The organism is Citrobacter freundii complex sp. 2024EL-00216 (genome assembly GCF_043945515.1).
Taxonomy (GTDB): domain Bacteria; phylum Pseudomonadota; class Gammaproteobacteria; order Enterobacterales; family Enterobacteriaceae; genus Citrobacter; species Citrobacter portucalensis.
The window spans coordinates 107080-121636 of sequence record NZ_JBIMRA010000005.1 but is presented as its reverse complement, the minus strand read 5'-3'; the positions used below and the strand labels follow the sequence as shown (position 1 = coordinate 121636).

The window sequence follows — 14557 nt, the reverse complement described above, 5'->3', positions numbered from 1 at the left end:
CACAACGCCGTTGATTTAAATGTGATGTTATATTATAACAACTCACTCGCAAATGATTTGAGGGTGAAATTTTGGCTATTCGTTTTAAGAAACTGACAATCGCTCTGGGGATGCTTTTAGTCAGTAGTTCGGTTCTGGCGCATGGTCATCATTCCCATGGTGCGCCAATGAGTGAAGCAGAACAAAAGGCGTCGGAAGGGGTATTTGATGATAACCAGGTGCAGAACAGGGCGCTGACCGACTGGGATGGCATGTGGCAATCTGTTTATCCGTATCTGGTCAGCGGCGAACTTGATCCAGTATTCAAAAAGAAAGCGGAGAAAGATAAAAGCAAAACGGCAGAACAAATCAAAGCGTATTACCGTACAGGCTATGCAACCAACGTAGACACTATCGGTATTGAAAATGGCGTGATGGAGTTTCATACCGGGAATCAGGTTGCATCATGTAAATACGACTACGCCGGATATAAGATCCTGAATTATAAATCAGGCAAGAAAGGTGTACGGTATCTGTTTGAGTGTAAAGCCGCTGACAGCAAAGCGCCTAAATATGTGCAATTTAGCGATCATATTATCGCGCCGCGTAAATCGAGCCACTTCCATATCTTTATGGGAAATACCTCGCAGGCAGCCTTGCTTGAAGAGATGGAAAACTGGCCTACCTACTACCCTTATCAGTTGAAGGGAGAAGAGGTTGTGGATGAGATGCTGCACCATTAATCCGGACTAACCTTATCTGTACACACCCGTCACCAGTGGCGGGTTTTTTAATTCATAACCTTCTCTTTCCATCACCCGATGCATTCGTTAGCATATTGTATCGCAGCAAGTGCATGTGTTTTTTCAGGAAGAGGTTAACGTGTTCGCAGAGTATGGAGTTCTGAATTACTGGACGTATCTGGTGGGAGCCATTTTTATCGTGTTGGTACCGGGGCCAAATACGATATTTGTGTTGAAGAACAGCGTCGGTCGGGGAGTGAAGGGTGGTTATCTCGCCGCAAGCGGTGTGTTTATCGGTGATGCCGTGTTGATGTTTTTGGCCTATGCCGGTGTTGCCGCATTGATCAAAACAACGCCCGTTTTGTTCAACATCGTTCGTTATCTCGGCGCTTTTTATCTGCTGTATCTCGGTGCGAAGATCCTGTATGCGACACTGAAATCGAAAGCAAGCGACGCCGCACCTGAGGAAGTCCCGTTTGGCGCTATTTTTAAGCGAGCATTAATTCTAAGCCTGACGAATCCCAAAGCTATTTTGTTTTATGTTTCGTTCTTCGTGCAGTTTATTGATGTCAATGCACCGCACTCAGGGCTGTCATTCTTTATTTTGGCCATTACGCTTGAAGTAGTGAGTTTTTTCTATCTGAGCTTCCTTATTTTCTCCGGCGCGTTCGTGACGCAGTATATTCGCACCAAGAAAAAACTGGCCAAAGTGGGTAATTCCCTAATCGGCCTGATTTTCGTTGGTTTTGCCGCTCGTCTGGCCACGCTTCAGTCGTGATGCTATCGGCCCGCTGGTTGCGGCGGGCCTTCAATATGACGCTTTGCTTTTCATTTGTAATTGCAGGGTTATAACCAATAAATGGTATTTTAAATGTATATTTTGAGGCGTACCCTGTGTACAGCAGCGATTCAATAAGACTCGCTGGTTGTCGACTGGAAAAGGGAAGAAAAATGCTTCAAATTCCACAGAATCATATCCATACACGCTCTACACCATTCTGGAACAAAGAAACTGCGCCTGCCGGAATTTTCGAACGCCACCTTGATAAAGGAACTCGTGCCGGGGTTTATCCACGACTTTCTGTTATGCAGGGGGCGGTCAAATATCTCGGATACGCCGATGAACACAGTCCGGAGCCAGTAGAGGTGATGGTTATTGAAGCCGGTCAGTTTGGCGTTTTTCCACCGGAAAAATGGCATAACATCGAAGTGATGACCGACGACACTTACTTTAATATCGATTTTTTCGTTGCCCCGGAAGTTCTGATGGAGAGCGCAAATCAACGAAAAGTCGTGCGCACCGGCAAGGAGTAAATCATGGGGAAAGCAACCTATACCGTAACAGTGACCAATAACAGCAACGGTGTTTCTGTGGATTATGAAACAGAAGCGCCTATGACATTACTGGTGCCGGATGTGGCAGCAGAAGTGGTCAAAGACTTGGTCAATACCGTCCGTTCGTACGATACCGAGAATGAGCACGAAGTCTGCGGATGGTAGGTATTAAATACTCTTACTGATTGAATACACAGAATTTTAATGTACTAACCGCACAGCGTTTTGACGGCGCCGTGCGGTTTTTTTATTTGTGTTGAACGTAGTGATGTCCGAAAAAGATTCCTTAAGAATACCTTAAGAAATCCGCATTGAATGCTAATTGTCGATCATTCACAGGCGTTATGATCGCAAAAAAGTAACAATACAGAACATCGCGCTTATGAAACTGAATACCCAAATTACATTCCCCACACTTATTCTAGGACTGGTCATTGTGGCGATTCCGTTCACCGCGAACTGGAATCTTCCGCTGCTTAACGGCACTGTCGTCAGATGGATCGAAAATGGGCAGGCGCTATGGCTACTGTTTGGTGCGGTATTTACCCTTGGCTATATCCGGCCTTTATCACGCCCTGAAGGAGAGAAGCAATTTTGGCTTTGGGCAGCCGTGTGGTGGTTGGTATTGCTGGGGAGAAGCACCAGTTGGGGCCGTGACTATTTCCCTGAGCATCCTAAACTCCTTTTCAGAGCCATCTCCGTCGTATTAATTGCCATGATTATTCTGCCGGTGCTGTTGTCGAAGCGTTTACGCCTGGATATTGTCCGACGCCTACGTAATGAACCGTTACCTATCTGGATGCTGGCGATTACCGCCTGCGCATTTTTGATTTCCGATACGGTAGAGCATCATCGTCTGCTGGCTCCCATCTTCCTGCACAATGCCCATTATGGCGATCTGATTGAAGAACTGTATGAACTACCGTTTATGGCGGGATTGTTCCTGATGAACCTTGGCTTTATGCAGCGGGATAAGCAGGAGGAAACTGCCTCCATCCGCTTCAGCGAACCTCACCTGGTAAAGTAATGAGATAAGACCTGAGTCTGGGTAACCAGACTCAGGTCGCGATGGTGGGGAATTACGCAATGGCCTCACATAAGCGTGATTTCATGTCGCTATACGATTGAGCGGCATACTTTTCAGCCCATCTCTGATCGCTAATGTGCTCGATATTTACGGCACAATATTTGGTTTCCGGCGTTTTCGAGATTGGATCGAGGTTATCCTGGGTCAACTCGTTGCATGCTCCAATCCACCATTGATAGGTCATATACACCGTTCCGGAATTGATGCGCTCGGAGACGTCTGCGCGGCTGATGACCTTACCCCGACGCGAGCTGACCCACACCAGATCACGATGACGAATACCCAGCTTTTCGGCATCTTGGGTATTGATTTGCACATATCCTGGTTCATCAGCCAACGCTTGTAACGCTGCGCAGTTACCGGTCATCGAGCGACAGGAGTAATGCCCAACTTCACGCACGGTACACAGTACCAGCGGATAATTGTCATCCGGAACTTCTGCGGGCGCTCGCCACGGTGCGGCAAACAGTTTGCCTTTGCCGTTGGCGGTATCAAACTGGCTGTGCGCGTAAAGGTACGGCGTACCAGGACTATCGAGATCGGGGCACGGCCACTGAACATGCCCCATTTCCCCCATTTTCTCATAGGTCACGCCGTAGAATAGCGGGCACAGCTCGCGCATCTCATCCCAGATTTGCTGGTTATTTTGATACTGCATTGGATAGCCCATTTCGCTGGCCAAAAGGCTGATAATCTCCCAGTCACGCTTTACGTCAGCGGTGGGCTCAATCGCTTTCTCAAAACGCTGGAAGCCGCGATCGGCGCAGGTAAAGACGCCGCCATGTTCGCCCCATGAGGTGGCAGGCAGGAGAACGTCGGCCATTTCCGCTGTCTTAGTCATGAAGATGTCTTGCACGACGATAAAATCGAGCGCGTTAAACCCTTCGCGGACCAGGCCCAGATCGGCTTCAGTTTGCAGCGGATCCTCTCCCATGATGTAGTAGGCTTTTATTTTGCCTTCGAGAGCCAGATGTGGAACTTCAGTGATGCGCGTTCCAACCTTGTCATCCATCTGATTAACGTCAATGCCCCATGCGCTGGCGAATTTTTCCCTGACGGCGGAATCGGTCACATCCTGATACCCCGGGAACTGGTTAGGTAGTACCCCCATATCGCACGCACCCTGCACGTTATTTTGCCCGCGCACCGGACCAACGCCGACGTTAGGGCGACCCAGATTCCCGGTCAACAACGCCAGGCTCGACAAACCGCGAACCACATCAACGGCCTGACCAAACTGGGTGACGCCCATCCCCCACATTACGGTTGCCGATGGTGCTGCGGCAAATGTACGCATTGCCTGACGAACCTGCTGTGCGGGAACGCCGGTTAAATGTTCAACGGCTTCAGGCGCATAGTCCTTAACGGTTTCCCAGTATGTTTCCAGCCCTTCCGCATGCTTTTGCACATACTCGCGATCGTAGAGTTGCTCTTCGATAAGAACATGACCGAAGGCATTAACCAGCGCCATGTTGCAACCGTTTTTCAACTGCAAATGTTGGTCAGCAATACGGGCGGTTTCAATACGACGTGGGTCGCAGACAATGATTTTTGCGCCGTTCTGGCGAGCTTTAATTACCCGGCGGGCTACGATTGGGTGCGAGTCGGCGCAGTTATAACCAAAGATCAGCAGGCATTTTGAGTTTTCAATGTCGCTGATGGAATTGCTCATGGCGCCATTGCCTAACGTTTCTTGTAACCCGGCAACGGAAGGACCGTGACAGACGCGGGCACAACAATCGACATTATTGGTATGAAGTACGCCACGTGCGAATTTTTGCATCACGTAGTTAGTTTCATTTCCGGTTCCCCGGGAAGAGCCGGTAGTCATGATGGCGCGAGGGCCATAGGTATTTTTGATTTCAGACAGGCGTTTTGCGGTGTAACGAATGGCTTCATCCCAGCTAACGGGCGTGAATTTGCCACCTTTTTCATAACGGATCATCGGGCGAGTCAGACGGGGAGTCAGAAGGCGAGTGTCGTTAAGAAAGTCCCAACCATAATAGCCTTTCAGGCATAACTGATTTTGGTTCGTTACACCCTCTGCGGCTTCGGCGCGGATGATTTTGTTATTTTCGACAACAAGCTTAAGCTTGCACCCGGCCCCACAGTATGGGCAAACACTGGTGATTTTTTTCATCAATAACAGACCTGTTAAATGCTGAAATAGCGCGAATTGTAGACGCAGCCACGCGATAAGCACCGCGGACTACGATTTGTCGTAGCGACAAGTTGTTTAAGCATAAAGTGTGCCAGAAGTGAAAACCCAGCAATAACGGGGCTGAGGGCAAAAGAGTTAAGCATAATGACTGACGATTCGACATTAATGACGAGGAGCGGCAAAAATTTAGCCTGCCGGTCAGCAGTCATAACCTTATGAAACATCGGAAAAAGATGAAAATATGAAGTGATGACGATCACAAATTTTAATTTTTCAGCGCTATGCTATGCTTTTATACAACGAGTGAATCGTTAATTTAAAAACATAAGTGAGGAAAATTATGGGCATTATTTCATGGGTGGTTTTCGGTCTTATCGCTGGGATTTTGGCAAAATGGATTATGCCGGGTAAAGATGGCGGCGGATTCTTTATGACCATTATCTTAGGGGTTGTCGGTGCGGTAGTGGGTGGCTGGATCAGTACCTTCTTTGGTTTTGGTAAAGTTGATGGTTTCAACTTCGGCAGTTTCGTGGTAGCGGTTATCGGTGCGATTGTGGTGTTGTTTATCTATAGAAAAATCAAAAGCTAACTAAACATACAGACAATAGGGGCCACTGAGAAGTGGCCTTTATTTTGGTTACCACCACCCCAGTTCCGTGCCCAGAACCACGATGATCGCCACGCCAATCATAATAATCGTTGTTTTTTTCATCGTTATGCTCCCGGCGCAGCGTAGCCGCCAATAAAAAACCAGGATAAGAAAACGACAGCGGAAATGAAAATAATGACAGGGAAAATAATACCGAGTCGCATACGATTATCTACCAGAGTTATTTAAAGACGAGCCAGCATAGCAGGGCTTAATGTACGACAAAAGGGGTTTTATCCTGACGTTTTTTATCCTGATACATTGCGCTGTCTGCAAGATGAAGCGCACAGTTTACATCAGTCTCCAGCGGATCAATTTCCACCACACCCAGACTGGCACCAGGATAATACAGATGAATGTCACCCAGGTGGTAGTCACCGCAAATCTGCTGTTGTAGCTGATTTTTCACCTGCTGCAGACGCATAAGTTGATCCAGTTCATCTTCCGCTGACAGGCGAACGACTAAAAATTCGTCACCGCCCAGTCGACCGAGAATGTCATTATCATTACATTCACGGAGCAGGCGCTGCCCAATCTGGATCAGGAACTGGTCACCAACCTCGTGGCCAAAGCGGTCATTAATCAGTTTGAAATCATCCAAATCGATATAGGCGACAACTATCTTCTGCCTGAGATGGCGGGCAAGCGAAAAAAGGGTTTCCACATTTTCAAATATTGCGCGCCGATTTGGTAAACCGGTCAGGGCATCGGTGTAGGAGTGAGCAATCAGCGCAGCGTTCGCTTCACGTAACTGAGCAACCAGCGACTCTTTTTGAATCGACTGGGCGATCAGACCGGCAAACAGATGTAATACTTGTTCTCCACGTTGGCTCAATGCCTGCTGGCGGCGGCTGGTAGCGCAGAGTGTACCGTAAAACGTTCCGTCAGGAAGATGAACGGGAGTGCTCAGAAAGGTGGTGATGTCCAGTGCGCGAGCGGCGGTACATTCCGGCCAGCGTGCGGGCACGTTGTCACTGTACAGACAGTTTTCCTCAATAGCGCGTTTGCACAGCGTTTCATCCCACGGCACGGATAGCCCTTCGGGGATCTGCATTTGGCGGCTATTACGTGCATACAGAATATGCTGCAGACGGGCATCCAGATCGATCTTGGTCAGGTAGGTCGATTCCATCTCAGTCACCATCTCCAGCATCTCCAGAAGTTGCCGAACCAGACTTTCAACAGACTGCTCCGTGGCTAAGGATTGTGAGACTCTGGCAAGGATCATGTCCGACATGAGATGTAAATGCTCCTGAGTAATGACTGGGCTGACGTTGCCCGCATGATAGAACATCGAGGTGAAAGATGAAACACGCCATCCAGCTCAGAATGTAAACATAAAATGGATAGCTGGCAGGAAAATATGGAGATAGATGGAAAGTCGGGGTAACCTGCCAGGATAAGGTTTTTAACAGGAGTAAATATGAAACTGGCATCTATTGTTTTGCCCGGCTTGCTGGTGCTGGCGGGGTGTACCACGGAACCGGAAGCGCCTGTGCCACCAAAAATTGGCATGGCGAATCCAGCATCGGTGTATTGCGAACAACAGGGTGGTTCGCTGATTGCGGTGCAGACTCCGCAAGGTGTTAAGTCTGACTGCAAACTACCCAACGGGGAAGTAATTGATGAATGGTCACTCTGGCGTAGAGATCATCCGGCAACGGCCAAGTAATACGCGGTCAGCATTGACGTAGCCATTCAGCGAGCACCAGCGCGTGGTTTTGCTGGGTATTCTTCGCCGCATACAGTAGCGTTAAGGTTTGCTGTCGGGCAATCTCTGCGAGGCGCTTTCCTTCCTGCTGCTGTTGGGCCAGCTCTGCGCGATATTGCTCGGAAAAGTGTGAAAAATCGATCAGTTCTGCGTGGAATGCTTTGCGCAATTCAGAGGATGGCGTCAGCGTTTTATTCCATTCCTTGAAAGCAAGGTCAGTCTTTTTTATCCCGCGTGGCCACAACCGGTCGACTAACACGCGATAACCATCGCTTTTTTCTGCCGGGTCATACACGCGTTTACACTGAATCTTCATCTCTTCATCCGCTCCTTTCAGCTACCGCTCAGGTATTTATCATCAACTTTATTACGGTTAAATAAGATCGTAAAACGTGACCATTATAGCATTTTGCCCGCCCTGACTCCCAATTTAAGGGATTGTGATACCACTAAAAAGTCGGTAGGCTGAGGCTCCTTATGCTGTCCCTTATTGTCAGGACACAAGGAAAGCTTAATGGAAATTTCCCCAATTAAAGATACGCTTCGCATTGCGCTGGTGGGCGATTACAGCCCCGATATTGTGGCGCACCAGGCTATTCCCCTTGCTATCGATGATGCTGCCGCCGTCCTGGAATTGGTGGCTGATTATGACTGGCTAACTACATCTGATATCAACAGCAGTGAGGACTTGATTGGCTATGATGCCATCTGGGTCGTTCCAGGCAGTCCATATCGCCATCTTGAAGGGGCGCTGATAGCGATACGCTACGCGCGTGAAAACAGCATCCCGTTCCTGGGGACCTGCGGCGGCTTTCAACATGCGATTCTGGAGTACGCCCGCAACGTGCTGGGCTGGAGCGATGCCGCCCACGCCGAGACGGACACCACGGGTCGGATGGTGATAGCACCGTTGACCTGCTCGCTGGTAGAAAAAACGGATGATATTGAGCTGCGGGCCAATACGCTGATTGCCAAAGCCTACGGGCGGGATGTTATCACCGAGGGATATCACTGCAACTATGGCGTATCGGAGGATTTTGCCGCCGAGCTTGAAAGCGGCGATCTTCGGGTGACCGGTTGGGATGAGGCTGGTGATATTCGTGCCATTGAGCTGGTGACGCATCCATTTTATGTTGGCACGCTCTTTCAGCATGAACGCGGAGCGCTGGCGGGAAAACCCGTACCGTTAGTTCAGGCGATGCTGCGCGCCGCGCGCGGATAAAAAACGGGCAGGTTGTTCACGAACCTGCCCTGTGCATTATGCGCTCGCGATCTCCCGATTGCGCCCCGCGCACAAACCAAATACCGCCATCAGCATCGCTAACACGGCGACCCCGCCAAGAGGAATCAGCCAGCTATCGTTGAGGTCGTGAATTTTCCCCATCAGTGGTGGTCCGCAGGCCGCCAGTAAATATCCGACAGACTGTGCCATGCCGGACAGGGCAGCAGCCTGATGCGCTGAGCTTGCGCGCAGGCCAATAAAGGTCAAGCCGAGAATCATCGTCGCGCCTGAGCCAAAGCCAAACAGGATGGTCCATAGCAATGCCTGGTCGGGCATTATGGCGAATCCCGCCGCGCCGACGGCGCACATTAATGAAACCAGTGCGGCGATGGCGCGCTGATCCTTAAATCTGTTCAGGACGAGAGGAATCAATAATCCCGGCGCGGCGGTCGCCAGCTGCAGTAAACCATGCAGCGAACCGGCCTGCGCCTCGCTGTAGCCATGGCTGATCAAAATGGCGGGCAGCCAGCCGATGATGACGTAGTAGATAAGCGAATTGATCCCCAGAAACAGCGTCACCTGCCAGGCGAGGCTGGAGCGCCAGATCGCGCGGGAATGCAGAGCGCGCGAGCTGCTCAAGCTGGCATTGGCCATCTGGCGGCATTGGGGTAACCAGATAATCAGTGCCAGTAGCGGAAAGGCCATCAGTACCATCAGCGCACCGCGCCAGCCAAACCCGTTCAACGCCAGCGGCACCACAATGGCGGAACCCAGTGCCGCTGCTGCGCCCATGGTCAGCGAGTATGCGCCAGTGAGTTTCGCCACATGCTGAGCAAAATCACGCTTAATCAGTCCGGGTAAAAGCACATTTCCCAATGCGATTCCGCAACCAATGATAGCGGTGCCGCTAAACAGGAACCCTGGTGAGGGCAGAGAACGTATCGCAATACCCGCGCAAATCAGTAGCATAGCGACAAACAGGCTGCGTTCGATACCCCAACGGCGCGCAACGGCGGCAGCCAGAGGTGAAACCAGTGCGAAAGCCAGCAGTGGCAGGGTGGTCAGAAGCCCCGTCTGGGCGGTGCTCAGACCGTAGTCGGCGCGAATTGCATCCAGCAACGGGGCTGCACCGGTAAAGGTGACGCGCAATGTGGTGGCAATCATCAGGATCCCCGCGATCAGCAACGCTGCGTTCTTGCCACGGGAGGAAGGTGTATTTGTCATTTTTTTCTCATATCGTCAGGCGAGGCGATACCTTAGCGTTTTTACTCAATGGATGAATCAAGCTAAAATGACAGTTTATCGCTTAAATCGGACATTTTTATGTTAGGACTGAGGCTGGATGGATACGAACCCGATCTTCACCACGATCCGGCGGTGGCGTTTTGTATTCAGGCCCGTGAAGATGAACTTTTCAGCCCGCTGCATCAGCACCGTAAAGGCCAGTTGATTCTGGCGTTGCATGGCGCGATCACCTGTGAGGTTGAGAATGCTATGTGGATGGTGCCCCCGCAATATGCGGTGTGGATCCCCGGTGAAATTCCACACAGCAACCACGTTACCGTTGGCGCACAATTGTGCTTTTTGTTTATTGAGCCGCAGGCCGTCGTGATGCCCGATCGTTGCTGCACGCTGAAAATTGCTCCGTTGTGCCGGGAGCTTATTCTGGCGCTGGCATCCAAAACGGATGCCCAACGGCTGGAACCGGCAACCCAGCGGCTGACGCAAGTGTTGTTTGATGAACTGCCGCAGCAACCCCAGGAGCAAATGCAGTTGCCGGTTTCCGATCACCCGAAAATTCGCAGAATGGTCGCAACGATGGCGAGAGAGCCCGCACAATGGCAGACGTTGGGGCAATGGGCCAGCGTATTTGCGATGAGTGAACGTAACCTTGCTCGCCTGGTCGTCAAAGAAACGGGGTTGAGTTTTCGGCGCTGGCGTCACCAGCTCCAGCTGATTCTGGCGCTGCAGGCGTTAATTGATGGTCGCAATGTACAACAGGTCGCGCAAATGCTCGGGTACGATTCGACCACGGCATTTATCACTATGTTCAAAAAAGGCCTGGGACAGACACCAGGCCGTTACCTGAACGGGCTGGCTACTGCTTCCCAACAATCAATGAGACCAGACCTGCCGCAATAAGCGGCCCCACTGGCACACCGCGAAACAGCGCCACGCCCAGTACCGTGCCCACCAGTAAACCAGTAAACCAGCAACAAGCTGAGGCTGGCTGCCCATTAGCGTAACGCCGCGTCCGCCAAGCCAGGAGACAAATACCCCAACGGCAATAGCAACCAGTGATTTCCAGTTCACAAAGGAGTGGATGAGCGTGGAGGGCGGTAGCGTTCCGCTGGCGATCGGCGCCATGACGCCAATGGTCAGAATTATAATCCCGACGGTCAGGCCCTGTTTTTCAATCCAGGGAAAGAAGGTATTCAGAGGGGTAACACGGACAATAATCAGCACCAGAATTGAAACAGCGACAGTGGTGTTGTGGCTGACAAAGCCCAGAGCTGCCAGTCCGAGCAGGATCAGCAGAGTGACATCAAACATCGTAGTTTCCTTGCCAAAAGAAAAAATAAGCCTGCTTACTGTACGCGTAAATGCGTGACGGAACAGGCTTTTTTTAATGATTATGATTTTTTTTGGGCTAACGCACGAAGCGATGTTTTTTACTGCTAACTTGTGAAGTTATTGTTCTCTGCGGAACGGGATTAATTCCGGTTGCGCGATGCGCAGGTAATCTGCGGTATCCATGATCACAGATTTTTCCAGCATTCCGGCATTGAACGCAATTTCATTAAAACGCTCAAACAACAGCGGGTCGGCGACCAGCTTGAGGTTCGGATGAAAACTGAACGGTGGGATAGCGCCAAATACGCAGCCAGTCAGTTCATCTACCTCCGCCGGGCTGGCAAGTGACGCTCTCAACCCGCCAATATGGCTGGCCAACAGGCTCAGGTCGGCCTGCTGATCGGCAGAGAGGATCGCCAGAACATGCTGATTGACGCCGTTGCCTTTTACTTTGCAGACCAGCGCTTTTGCACCCTGACCCAGTGCGGTACCGCGAATTTCAGAGACAGCTTCACATTTGCCTACGGCTTCATGGCTGACTACGCGGTAGGTCGCACCGTGTTCTGACAACAGGGAGATTAAACGCTGGTGCGTTGCGTTACCTTTGTTTACTTCCGTCATGACTTACTCCTGGTACAACAATGAAAATCCTGTCAGAAAAATAATTACGCATCGGTGCGTTTTTTCTGTTTGTTCAGGTAGAGCTGTGCATCAGATGCTTTGTAGGCATCATCAATGGTGTCGTTTGGCTGCATATTATAAATCCCGACAGAGAAGCTGATTGATCTATCTTGCGCAATAATTTGTAAGTTATAGCGAATCCTCTCCAGCAGGCGGGGCGTTAATTCACTGGGATGATCGATGAGGATAATGCAAAACTCATCGCCGCCGAGGCGGATGGCATAGTCGCTTTTGCGAATGGACGTTTGAATAGCTTTGGCCAAAATGGTGATAATGCGATCGCCTTCCTTATGCCCCAACGTATCATTAATAACTTTTAGTTTGTCGCAATCAATGGCGATAAAGGTCACGAGCGTTCCTGTGTTCACCAACTGTTGCAAACGCTGCTCAAGCGCTGGCGTTAAAATTTTACGGTTGTAGAGCCCTGTCATCGCATCACTGACATTTTCCCGTGTGACGTTGTGATACAAGCGAAAATGCGTTCTGACCATATTCAGCAGCAATATCGTTGCCAGTAGATAGAAGGCGAATATCTTCCAGGACGAGACAATAAAGTACATAACATCAAGTGAGAGGGTGATACGTATACCGCCAGGTATGTCCTTCTCATAGTGAACATAGCGGAACAGATCGGTTTCACTTTTGTGAACGAGGATCTCTTTACCTGAACTGGTGTCAGAGACCGTTACGTTAAGATAACGCCAGACGAGAGGGCGGTCGCTGGTATAGAAAATATTCTGTAAATTCTCTTTATTAATATCCACCATCACCACGCCTTTTAGCTTATTGGCGTAGTAAACCGGTGTTAAAAAGCTCATCACCTTTTTCTCGGTCAGGTTATCTTCATAAATACTGGAGATCACCGTGCGGCCAGTAAAAATACCGTCAATATCATTCTGGTCGATCCCCAAAGTACCTTTTTGCAAAAATGACCAGTTGTGTATCGCAAATTTCCGCGAGTCGATCACATCATAGAAATAAACGTAGTTATTTTTGAGATCGACGTAATATCGAAATTTATACTCCAGCGTCCCTAATCCCTGACCGTAATCTTTCTGCTGGCGATTAACATTGACCGCCCGGTCAAAAGAGGGCAGCAGAAAAATGTCATCAAGCTGTTCGCTACATTTTGTTGAGGTGGTCTGCAACGTACCGTGTAATGGCAGATAGTTGCGCTTAGTGAGATTGAGCCCATGAGTGCCGTTAACGCTGTCGAAAGCGTTGCAAAGTACTTTTTGCTGTTCGAGAGAAGCAGGCCCCTGAGGGGACGAAAATGTGCGCATCAGATGGGCTGCGATGCTCTGATTTGTGTACTTATCATAGAGAAACGAGGAGTCGGCTTTCTCATTGATATAGCGCATGTACGCATTCATTGCTTTATCACTAGCAATGAGCTCATAAACCAAAAAAGAAGATGTCAAAACAATTACGCTGACGGAGATAAAGATCCTGAGCGCTTTATGATGCAATTTCATAATGATTTACAGCCCTGTAAGTCTGATACTTCAGTCTATCACACGGCATACATCCGCTCTAACGCTACGGGAAAGGACATTTTGAAATAAAAATCATTCGCGTACTTCACCTTTAACTCTTAATGTTGTATTTATAATGCAACTTATAAAAAGGAGACAGGCCAATGAGCGCGACTGAAAAAGCGGGTCATACATTTTTAGCCAGCCTGGGCAAAACCCGTCTGCGTCCGGGCGGTGTTGAAGCAACAGAATGGTTGTTTAGCCAGTCACAGCTGACGCCCGGCAGCCAGGTACTTGAAGTGGCGTGCAACATGGCCACGACGGCGATAGAGTTAGTTCAACGCTATGGCTGTACCGTATACGCCATTGATATGGATAAAACCGCACTGTCAAATGCAAGGAATAACGTAGCGGCAAATGGTCTGGAAAATCATATTCATGTGATGGCTGCTAACGCCAACACTCTTCCTTTTGCGGATAACAGTTTCGATGTTGTGATTAACGAAGCCATGCTGACAATGTATGCCGATAAAGCGAAGGCGAAGTTAATTGCCGAATATTATCGCGTGTTGAAGCCCGGTGGGCGTCTGCTCACCCACGATATTATGTTCACCGCCCAAAAACTGGGCGCGGGCGATCAGGGCCAGCTTGTCGATGTGGTGAAATCAAACGTTAGCCCAATGACCAGACAAGGCTGGCGTGATTTGTTTCTTAACTGCGGGTTCGAACAGGTCCTGCAGCAGAATGGCAACATGTCGCTGATGTCGCCGCGCGGATTAGTTCGTGATGAAGGGCTTACGGGGGCGGTAAAAATTGTGTTTAACGGCTTACGCACGAGCGAAAATCGTCGTCGTTTCCTGAAAATGTTTCGCTTCTTCCGTTCGCAACGTCATCAACTCAATTACATTGCCTGCTGCTCTGTAAAGGGAAAATAAAAAGG

The 14557-nt window shown here is 49.7% G+C and carries 17 protein-coding genes and 2 pseudogenes; 10 read left to right on the top strand and 9 right to left on the bottom strand.

Annotation, left to right across the window (positions count from 1 at the left end):
- The first annotated feature begins 71 nt into the window (after nt 1–71).
- The 5 genes from zinT (at nt 72) to ACHHZ7_RS08200 (ending at nt 3084) form a co-directional block, all read left to right on the top strand.
- The gene (gene zinT / locus ACHHZ7_RS08220; protein WP_003832427.1) at nt 72–722 is read left to right on the top strand and encodes a metal-binding protein ZinT; all 651 of its coding nucleotides are present in this window, start codon (nt 72–74) and stop codon (nt 720–722) included.
- Nucleotides 723–861: 139 nt separating this feature from the next.
- Nucleotides 862–1500 carry a leucine efflux protein LeuE gene (leuE, locus tag ACHHZ7_RS08215; RefSeq protein ID WP_003832429.1) on the top strand — a complete coding sequence of 213 codons (639 nt, stop codon included), beginning with the start codon at nt 862–864 and terminating at the stop codon, nt 1498–1500.
- 173 nt (nt 1501–1673) lie between these two features.
- Nucleotides 1674–2036, top strand: coding sequence for a DUF1971 domain-containing protein YeaR (yeaR, locus tag ACHHZ7_RS08210; RefSeq protein ID WP_003030735.1), 363 nt, complete (start codon nt 1674–1676; stop codon nt 2034–2036).
- 3 nt (nt 2037–2039) lie between these two features.
- On the top strand, nt 2040–2222 hold the full coding sequence (locus ACHHZ7_RS08205; protein WP_003832433.1) for a DUF1869 domain-containing protein: 183 nt from the start codon (nt 2040–2042) through the stop codon (nt 2220–2222).
- Between the two features lie 217 nt (nt 2223–2439).
- Nucleotides 2440–3084 (top strand): hypothetical protein, encoded by a 645-nt coding sequence (locus ACHHZ7_RS08200; protein ID WP_060682332.1) that lies wholly within the window; start codon nt 2440–2442, stop codon nt 3082–3084.
- Nucleotides 3085–3136: 52 nt separating this feature from the next.
- On the opposite strand, the gene fdhF is transcribed toward ACHHZ7_RS08200, so the two are convergent.
- Nucleotides 3137–5284 (bottom strand): formate dehydrogenase subunit alpha, encoded by a 2148-nt coding sequence (fdhF, locus tag ACHHZ7_RS08195; protein ID WP_060682331.1) that lies wholly within the window; start codon nt 5282–5284, stop codon nt 3137–3139.
- A gap of 361 nt (nt 5285–5645) precedes the next feature.
- Here fdhF and ACHHZ7_RS08190 point away from each other — a divergent pair, with 361 nt between their 5' ends.
- Complete coding sequence (locus ACHHZ7_RS08190) at nt 5646–5894, top strand: GlsB/YeaQ/YmgE family stress response membrane protein (protein WP_003832440.1); 249 nt, start codon at nt 5646–5648, stop codon at nt 5892–5894.
- Nucleotides 5895–5942: 48 nt separating this feature from the next.
- Here ACHHZ7_RS08190 and yoaJ read toward each other — a convergent pair whose 3' ends face one another.
- From yoaJ to ACHHZ7_RS08175, 3 genes are read right to left on the bottom strand one after another with little or no spacing between them, the layout of a single operon-like run.
- On the bottom strand, nt 5943–6017 hold the full coding sequence (gene yoaJ, locus ACHHZ7_RS08185) for a protein YoaJ (RefSeq protein WP_095533175.1): 75 nt from the start codon (nt 6015–6017) through the stop codon (nt 5943–5945).
- A gap of 2 nt (nt 6018–6019) precedes the next feature.
- Nucleotides 6020–6118 carry a YoaK family small membrane protein gene (locus ACHHZ7_RS08180; RefSeq protein ID WP_032941789.1) on the bottom strand — a complete coding sequence of 33 codons (99 nt, stop codon included), beginning with the start codon at nt 6116–6118 and terminating at the stop codon, nt 6020–6022.
- A 47-nt stretch (nt 6119–6165) separates the two neighbouring features.
- Nucleotides 6166–7191, bottom strand: coding sequence for a sensor domain-containing diguanylate cyclase (locus tag ACHHZ7_RS08175; protein ID WP_060682330.1), 1026 nt, complete (start codon nt 7189–7191; stop codon nt 6166–6168).
- 186 nt (nt 7192–7377) lie between these two features.
- Here ACHHZ7_RS08175 and ACHHZ7_RS08170 point away from each other — a divergent pair, with 186 nt between their 5' ends.
- On the top strand, nt 7378–7626 hold the full coding sequence (locus tag ACHHZ7_RS08170; RefSeq protein WP_060682329.1) for a DUF333 domain-containing protein: 249 nt from the start codon (nt 7378–7380) through the stop codon (nt 7624–7626).
- Between the two features lie 7 nt (nt 7627–7633).
- Here ACHHZ7_RS08170 and ACHHZ7_RS08165 read toward each other — a convergent pair whose 3' ends face one another.
- Nucleotides 7634–7981, bottom strand: a complete 348-nt coding sequence (locus tag ACHHZ7_RS08165; protein WP_060682328.1) for a DUF488 domain-containing protein — start codon at nt 7979–7981, stop codon at nt 7634–7636.
- Between the two features lie 198 nt (nt 7982–8179).
- Between ACHHZ7_RS08165 and ACHHZ7_RS08160 the strand changes: the two genes are divergently transcribed.
- Nucleotides 8180–8887: a CTP synthase gene (locus ACHHZ7_RS08160; protein ID WP_020996459.1), complete on the top strand. Its 708-nt coding sequence runs from the start codon at nt 8180–8182 to the stop codon at nt 8885–8887.
- A gap of 36 nt (nt 8888–8923) precedes the next feature.
- Here ACHHZ7_RS08160 and ACHHZ7_RS08155 read toward each other — a convergent pair whose 3' ends face one another.
- On the bottom strand, nt 8924–10111 hold the full coding sequence (locus tag ACHHZ7_RS08155; protein ID WP_032943103.1) for a CynX/NimT family MFS transporter: 1188 nt from the start codon (nt 10109–10111) through the stop codon (nt 8924–8926).
- A 99-nt stretch (nt 10112–10210) separates the two neighbouring features.
- On the opposite strand from ACHHZ7_RS08155, the pseudogene ACHHZ7_RS08150 reads away from it, so the two are divergent.
- A pseudogene (locus ACHHZ7_RS08150) lies at nt 10211–11009 on the top strand (AraC family transcriptional regulator).
- On the opposite strand, the pseudogene ACHHZ7_RS08145 reads toward ACHHZ7_RS08150, so the two are convergent.
- The 3 genes and pseudogenes from ACHHZ7_RS08145 to dgcJ all read right to left on the bottom strand — a co-directional run bounded on the left by ACHHZ7_RS08145 (nt 10986) and on the right by dgcJ (nt 13617).
- Nucleotides 10986–11440, bottom strand: a pseudogene (locus ACHHZ7_RS08145) (DUF441 domain-containing protein). The pseudogenes ACHHZ7_RS08150 and ACHHZ7_RS08145 sit on opposite strands and share 24 nt — an antisense overlap.
- Nucleotides 11441–11578: 138 nt before the next feature.
- The gene (locus ACHHZ7_RS08140) at nt 11579–12082 is read right to left on the bottom strand and encodes a YbaK/prolyl-tRNA synthetase associated domain-containing protein (RefSeq protein WP_032943105.1); all 504 of its coding nucleotides are present in this window, start codon (nt 12080–12082) and stop codon (nt 11579–11581) included.
- Between the two features lie 44 nt (nt 12083–12126).
- Nucleotides 12127–13617, bottom strand: coding sequence for a diguanylate cyclase DgcJ (dgcJ, locus tag ACHHZ7_RS08135; RefSeq protein ID WP_008784517.1), 1491 nt, complete (start codon nt 13615–13617; stop codon nt 12127–12129).
- Between the two features lie 164 nt (nt 13618–13781).
- On the opposite strand from dgcJ, the gene ACHHZ7_RS08130 reads away from it, so the two are divergent.
- A complete protein-coding gene (locus ACHHZ7_RS08130) occupies nt 13782–14552 on the top strand; it encodes a class I SAM-dependent methyltransferase (RefSeq protein WP_008784518.1) in 771 nt (256 codons plus the stop codon).
- The last annotated feature ends 5 nt before the right edge of the window (nt 14553–14557 follow it).

Coding starts and splice junctions, on each gene's coding strand:
- yeaR (WP_003030735.1), top strand. CDS start 1,674: ATGCTTCAAATTCCACAGAATCATATCCATACACGCTCTACACCATTC.
- ACHHZ7_RS08205 (WP_003832433.1), top strand. CDS start 2,040: ATGGGGAAAGCAACCTATACCGTAACAGTGACCAATAACAGCAACGGT.
- ACHHZ7_RS08200 (WP_060682332.1), top strand. CDS start 2,440: ATGAAACTGAATACCCAAATTACATTCCCCACACTTATTCTAGGACTG.
- fdhF (WP_060682331.1), bottom strand. CDS start 5,284: ATGAAAAAAATCACCAGTGTTTGCCCATACTGTGGGGCCGGGTGCAAG.
- ACHHZ7_RS08190 (WP_003832440.1), top strand. CDS start 5,646: ATGGGCATTATTTCATGGGTGGTTTTCGGTCTTATCGCTGGGATTTTG.
- ACHHZ7_RS08180 (WP_032941789.1), bottom strand. CDS start 6,118: ATGCGACTCGGTATTATTTTCCCTGTCATTATTTTCATTTCCGCTGTC.
- ACHHZ7_RS08175 (WP_060682330.1), bottom strand. CDS start 7,191: ATGTCGGACATGATCCTTGCCAGAGTCTCACAATCCTTAGCCACGGAG.
- ACHHZ7_RS08170 (WP_060682329.1), top strand. CDS start 7,378: ATGAAACTGGCATCTATTGTTTTGCCCGGCTTGCTGGTGCTGGCGGGG.
- ACHHZ7_RS08165 (WP_060682328.1), bottom strand. CDS start 7,981: ATGAAGATTCAGTGTAAACGCGTGTATGACCCGGCAGAAAAAAGCGAT.
- ACHHZ7_RS08160 (WP_020996459.1), top strand. CDS start 8,180: ATGGAAATTTCCCCAATTAAAGATACGCTTCGCATTGCGCTGGTGGGC.
- ACHHZ7_RS08155 (WP_032943103.1), bottom strand. CDS start 10,111: ATGACAAATACACCTTCCTCCCGTGGCAAGAACGCAGCGTTGCTGATC.
- ACHHZ7_RS08140 (WP_032943105.1), bottom strand. CDS start 12,082: ATGACGGAAGTAAACAAAGGTAACGCAACGCACCAGCGTTTAATCTCC.
- dgcJ (WP_008784517.1), bottom strand. CDS start 13,617: ATGAAATTGCATCATAAAGCGCTCAGGATCTTTATCTCCGTCAGCGTA.
- ACHHZ7_RS08130 (WP_008784518.1), top strand. CDS start 13,782: ATGAGCGCGACTGAAAAAGCGGGTCATACATTTTTAGCCAGCCTGGGC.